The sequence below is a fragment of the Microcoleus sp. AT9b-C3 genome (assembly GCF_036705485.1).
Taxonomy (GTDB): domain Bacteria; phylum Cyanobacteriota; class Cyanobacteriia; order Cyanobacteriales; family Microcoleaceae; genus Microcoleus.
Genome location: NZ_JAUBUR010000005.1, coordinates 263,443 through 269,682 on the forward strand (window position 1 = coordinate 263,443; position 6,240 = coordinate 269,682).

The following is a 6,240-nucleotide window of genomic DNA, read 5'->3' on the forward strand; positions in this document are numbered from 1 at the left end:
AGATGAATCCAACTGCCTGCTTAGACAGGAAGAGCATAAAAAGCAACCCCCTCATCCCGGAAATCTGACCTCCCCTGTACCGCCCGCCGCTGGTTTGGGTCTGCAGTGAAAAAGTGTGTAATATTTAGCGGATTTTCGCGTTCCCTCGCCAGGTTGGTAAAACGATAGACTGGTATTGCACCCGGAACTGCCGCGCTATATGAATTGAAAACCTCCCCCTGATCGCGGAACTGGGGTAAGGTGCGAACAAACTGTATCTCACCAGGTTTATTCGTAAAGAAATAGGTTCCTGATGCCGTATTTAAGAAGCGTTCAACCTTTGCGTTACCGTCGCCTGGAGCAACAAATTCATCGCCTTCACTCTGATAACGAGCAGGGTTGGTTAGTCGGTCACTTTTCTCTATTGGGTCTGTAGTATAAAAATGCCCTCCTGCCGTCTTGTCAAAGAAACGCGCGACGGGAACGCCACTACTGCCTGCTTGATTTACAGGCGCACCTGTTAGGGGGTCTTTCAACGTGACACTGCCACTGGGAGTTGAAACCTGTAATGTGAAAGGCTGAGGAAGTTGTGTTAACGTATCAAAGCTAGTCACGCGGACTACATAGTCCACACCAGGCACACTTGTAAGCGGGTCAGAAGCACCATTGAAGTATTGGGTACCAAAACCCGGTATTTTTGGGTTTGGGAAGCCGCCGCTATCATCATCCTCAGCAACAAGAAGACCCCTCGTATCAGCGAGATTCGCACCCGTGGTGTTTTTGGGTACCTGAAAGACTTGCACGTAAGGGTCGAAGCTAGTGCTTAGATCTTTAAAAACATCTATTGATATAGGCTGATTAACTAAGTCTACTACTAAAAGGTAATCTTTAGCGCGAGTTCTTGCAGAACCATCGAACGGATTAGGAGTCGGGATATCCTTGTCAGTTGTAGTTAACTGATTGGTCACTTGAACTGATGCCATTTAAGCTGTCCTCTTAACTTTTTTGATAGCAGGTGTTATAAAATACTGCCTTCTACATTTATAAAACACTCAAGACCGATAAGTTACCTAAGAGCTATTAGTATTTTTATTAGGTATTTTTGTGAGAACAACACCAGATTAAATTTATTTCCTAACAAGAATTAATAATAATTAACAATACTTAGCGGGACTTAAACAAAGTTTATCTTGAAAATAGGCTCAAACCCAGTCGCTATAATGGTTTCAGCTCGTTTCTTTTTGCTATTCTGTTACTGCAACTGGTTTGAGCCTCCATTACCCGGAGCGAGCTAAACTATTTACCCACAGCGGAATACAAGCCGATTTTAGTCAGGAATTTGTTTAAGTCCCGTTAGGAAAGTTTTTGAATGAAAGCCTAAAAATGCCATTCTACCGTTTGTATCAAGGCTTGATGAAAGCGTGAAACCCTGATTATATAGTTAGCGATTGAAAACTATACTAAGTGTTATTAGAGAATTAGTCCGCCTATCTACTCAATTTGGCATATTATACAGAAAGTTTGCGTATAACTACGAGTTATAAGGATGAGGTAGCTACTGGGCAAAAATTTTATCCATAGGTATTGGAAGGACTGAAAAGGATGCTAACAGAAAGACCTTTAGCTGTTGATTATTCTCAACCAGATGCAACTTCAAAGTTTGTTCAGCGCCCGCTCATTCACTCCAGTCATGACGCGGGATGGAAAAATATTCATCTAGCACACTATCAACTGCCTGCAATGCAAATTCCTGAAATATGTGGTTTGCAACATATAATTTGTCTTCCATTTTGGAAGCAGCCAACAGAAATGGAATTAGCCTTTGATGGTAAGCGTCACTTAGTGCAGCATGACCGGGATGAAACGGGTTGCATTGAAATACTTCCTGCTTACGCACCTATTAAGGCTAGGTGTAGTCAGGAATTTGATATCACTCACTGCTACCTTGAGCCTACATTTCTTAATCATGTCGCCTATGAGTCAGTAAACCCAGATCGAGTTGAAGTTAATCTGACGCTTAAAAAACCCGATCCGCTAGTTTGGCAAATTATCTTAGCACTGACAGCAGTATTGGAAAACCATCCAAATAATAGTTGCTTTTATGCGGATTCAATGGCGACGGCTTTAGCGGCTCATTGCTTAACATATTACTCAACCCGTCTTCATATTCTGATAGAATATGAAGACGGGTTGTCAAAATACAAACTGAAGCAAGCTATTGAATACATCAACGCTCATTTTAGTGAAAATGTATCGTTAGCAGAAATTTCAGCCGAATTAGCTATGAGTCAATACTATTTCTGTCGATTGTTTAAGCAATCAACTGGAATGACTCCTCATGCCTACTTAATTCAGCAACGAGTAGAGCGATCGAAGCAACTACTAAAGCAGAAAGAATGGACAATAAACAATATTGCGATCGAGTGTGGCTTTGCCAATCCGAGTCATTTTGCAAAGTGCTTTCGCCGATACACAGGCATTTCACCTAAAAAGTTTCGCATGATTTAGCAAGATTATGTTCCAATCGCAAGGAAGTGTTCGACTTGAACTGGCAAAACAGATTAAAGTCGCTTACAAGGTTGCATCAGGTGCATCTAACTTTTTCGGACTGACAAAGTAGCTGTATCGAGTTGACGGGGTGTTTACTTATTAGGAATATACATGACACAGCGAAATAAACTTTTACAAATACCAGCACAGAAATTTATAGAGGCTGCGGCTGGCTGGAATCTCGAACAGTTATATGCAGACTTGACAGCAGCCAAACAAGAGTATGCCAGCAGTAGAAAGCAGCGACTCACTCCTTTAGAAAAAACGTACCTGCGAGGATTGCTTTGCAATTATAGCCCGCCGGAAATTGCCACCGCACTCAACCGCGAATGCGCCGGTATTAGAGTAGACTTATCGAGAGGGCTGTATCGCTACATAGAAATTTTGACGCTGCAACAACCGAAAGACTGGAAAGAAATCCCAAGAATGCTAGAAATACGTGGTTATCAACAAAAGGGTAGTGGAGAAACATTGCTTCCTACATTGAGAAATTATACTCAAACTCCCCAAACTTCTATGGAAAATCGAACTGAATGGGGGCTGGCGGTGGATACGTCTCTTTTCTACGGGCGCACAACAGAACTTGCTAACTTAGAACAATGGATTTTACAAGAAAACTGCCGCTTAGTTGCTGTATTGGGTATGGGTGGCCTTGGCAAAACTGCTTTAGTATCTAAGCTAACAAATCTGATTAAACACCAGTTTGAGTGCGTAATTTGGGTCAACCTCAGTCATGCACCTGTGTTGGCAGATACTCTGGTAAATTTAATCGAATTTTTATCTGATAAACCGCAAAGCGATGTAGAAAAATTGCAGTTAATTACTCATGATAAAAAACTTTTTCAAGCTGCGATGTCGCAGCTTGAGCTTTCTCTGGAGAACCTAATCGCTTCCACAAATGCAATAGAACCGACAATTATCGCTGATGGTATCCAGCGTCTGATTCAGTGTTTACAAAAGCGTCGGTGTTTGATAATCTTAGATGAGTGGGAAGCTGTTTTCTGCACTGAGCAGTTAACAGGAATTTATCGAGAAGGATATCAAGTGTATGGGGAATTTCTGAAACAAGTAGGAAAATCCCAGCATCAAAGTTGCTTGCTGTTGACTAGCTGCGAAAAACCTAAAGAAATTGCGGCGTTAGAAGGTCAAAATCAATCGGTACGGTCATTGAAATTGGGTAGTTTGGGAGAAGCGGCTGTGGAAATCCTTAAAAACAAGGGTTTGTCTGAAGAAAGTGAATACTCACAATTGATAGAGGCATACAGCGGCAATCCTTTAGCGTTAAAAATAGTAACGACAACTATTCATGATATGTTTGGGGACAGCATTGCTAAATTTTTAAGAAATGGGCTGTTTCTGGGAGATTATAGCGATACTTTATCTCGACAGTTTAATCGCTTATCAGGATTAGAAATCCAGCTATTACACTGCATGGCGAAAGAAGTCAAGCCTGTTGGTTGTGAAAATTTGTACTCCGATGTTGAGCAAGAGAGGAGTTTAGAATTACTGAAGGCGTTAGAATCGCTTTTAAGGCGATCGCTAATTGAAACAGTCCAAGCCGAAAGTGAAACTCTGTTCGCGCTTCAACCTGCGGTAAAGAAATATCTGATGTCTGTGGCAAGATTGCCTAAGCTATAAATAATCTACCGAGGTTTTATTTCCAATCGGTTTCAGCTTGGGATAGCACGTAAGCTGAAACATCGATAATTTGTTGTTGCGACAAACGATCTTTGTAAGCGGGCATAATACCTTTGCCGTTGGTTACTAAGTTAGAAATGTTGGCGATGGAATCCATGCCGTATTTTTTTAATGCTTTTTGTTTCAAGTTTTTGCCGCGCCTGATAATGTTGCTGCCGTTGATGTGACAACCTGCACAGTTGGCGGTGAAGACTTCGGCTGCGGTTGTGGGATTTTTAGCTGTATCTGCGATCGCACTTTGGGAATTAGTGGCGATTTCTACAAATCCCAGTGTCAGTATCAATAAAAAGGCGGTGAGAATTTTTTTTAAGTTCTTTAGCGAAATCATTTATTGGCAAGTTGAAAAATAGTGCTGGATTTAATGATATCACTAAATACGCATTTAGGGGTTAACTCAGCGATTTATTCTTCCCAATCGAATGTGCGGGAAACTGCTTTTTTCCAAAAGCGATATTTTTGCTCGCGAAGTGCGATCGGCATTTTCGGTTCCCAAGTACAATCCACCGCCCAATTGTCCCGCAATTCGGCTAGATGACTCCAAAAACCCACCGCCAAACCCGCCGCATAAGCCACACCGAGTGCAGTAGTTTCTGCTACCACAGGCCGCATCACAGGCACTCCCAAAACATCGCTCTGAAACTGCATCAGCGTGTGATTTCCCACCATTCCTCCGTCTACTTTTAAAGACAAAAGCGGCACTGCTGAATCCTGATTCATCGCCTCCAATACTTCTCGCGTTTGCCACGCTGTAGCTTCCAATACTGCGCGGGCAATGTGTGCCTTAGTCACGTAGCGAGTTAAACCTGCAATTACTCCCCGCGCGCTGTCTTTCCAATAAGGTGCGTAGAGTCCAGAAAAGGCCGGGACAACGTAAACTCCGCCACTATCTTCGACTGTATTTGCTAATGTTTCAACTTCCGCAGATGTGTTGATGATGCCCAAATTGTCCCGTAGCCACTGCACTAGAGCTCCGGCGATCGCAATACTGCCTTCCAAAGCATACACAGCGGGCGATTCCCCCATCTTGTAGGCGACTGTTGTTAGTAATCCTTGCTTTGAAGGGACGATCGCCTCACCGGTATTCAGCAGCATAAAACAGCCCGTACCGTAAGTATTTTTCGCCTCCCCCAGACTGAAACAAGTTTGCCCGACGAGGGCGGCCTGCTGATCGCCCAAAGCAGCAGCAATCGGAACACCTGCAAGCAATCCTTTTGCAGTTCCAAAAACTTGACTCGAAGGGCGAATTTCTGGCAGCATCTGGCGGGGAATTGCCATTATTTCCAAAGTTTCGGCATCCCAATCGAGAGTTTGCAAATCCATCAGCATCGTGCGGCTGGCATTGGTAACATCGGTAATGTGCGCGCCGCCAGTCAGGTGCCAAATCAGAAAAGTATCGACATTGCCAAAAATCGCATCCCCTTGATTTGCCGCTTCCCGCAATCCTGCAATATTGTCCAACATCCACTTAATTTTCGGTCCGCTGAAATAAGTTGCCAGCGGCAAACCGCATCGTTTTTGAAATCGATTTTTGCCCTCAACTTCAGCTAATTTTTCGCAAATTGGGTGAGTGCGAGTATCTTGCCAAACAATCGCATTGCCGTAAGGTTTGCCAGTTTTTTTGTCCCAAACAATTGCTGTTTCGCGCTGGTTGGTAATACCGAGTGCAGCAATATCTTTGGGGTCGATATTGCCGATTTCCAGGGCATTTTTAATCACGCTTTGGGTGCGCTGCCAAATTTCATCGGGATTGTGTTCCACCCATCCTGGTTGCGGATAGATTTGCTGGTGTTCTTGTTGGTCCCTGCAAATTATCTGTCCCTGGCGATCGAATACGATAAATCGGGTGCTGGTGGTTCCTTGGTCGATCGCTGCTACGTATTTTTTTGCCAATTGTCTAAAACCTTTTTAGTAATGAGCTATTTAACGTATATGATACTATAGCAATCCTAAATCATTATCAAGACTATGATACAATTATATGCAATACTCGATCGTGAATAAAAAAATGAATAA

The 6,240-nt window shown here is 43.0% G+C and carries 5 protein-coding genes; 2 read left to right on the plus strand and 3 right to left on the minus strand.

The window, feature by feature from the left end; all coding sequences use genetic code 11:
* Nucleotides 1-20 precede the first annotated feature (20 nt).
* Entirely contained in the window at nucleotides 21-962 is a 942-nt protein-coding gene (locus QUB77_RS07435) for a hypothetical protein (RefSeq protein ID WP_333172260.1), read from the minus strand.
* 619 nt (nucleotides 963-1,581) lie between these two features.
* Here QUB77_RS07435 and QUB77_RS07440 point away from each other — a divergent pair.
* Nucleotides 1,582-2,487 carry an AraC family transcriptional regulator gene (locus QUB77_RS07440; RefSeq protein WP_333172258.1) on the plus strand — a complete coding sequence of 302 codons (906 nt, stop codon included), beginning with the start codon at nucleotides 1,582-1,584 and terminating at the stop codon, nucleotides 2,485-2,487.
* 153 nt (nucleotides 2,488-2,640) lie between these two features.
* On the plus strand, nucleotides 2,641-4,167 hold the full coding sequence (locus QUB77_RS07445) for an NB-ARC domain-containing protein (RefSeq protein WP_333172257.1): 1,527 nt from the start codon (nucleotides 2,641-2,643) through the stop codon (nucleotides 4,165-4,167).
* Between the two features lie 16 nt (nucleotides 4,168-4,183).
* Here the strand turns inward: QUB77_RS07445 and QUB77_RS07450 are convergent, their stop codons facing one another.
* Nucleotides 4,184-4,555, minus strand: a complete 372-nt coding sequence (locus QUB77_RS07450; protein ID WP_333172255.1) for a c-type cytochrome — start codon at nucleotides 4,553-4,555, stop codon at nucleotides 4,184-4,186.
* 74 nt (nucleotides 4,556-4,629) lie between these two features.
* Nucleotides 4,630-6,117 (minus strand): glycerol kinase GlpK, encoded by a 1,488-nt coding sequence (glpK, locus tag QUB77_RS07455; protein ID WP_333172253.1) that lies wholly within the window; start codon nucleotides 6,115-6,117, stop codon nucleotides 4,630-4,632.
* Nucleotides 6,118-6,240 lie beyond the last annotated feature (123 nt).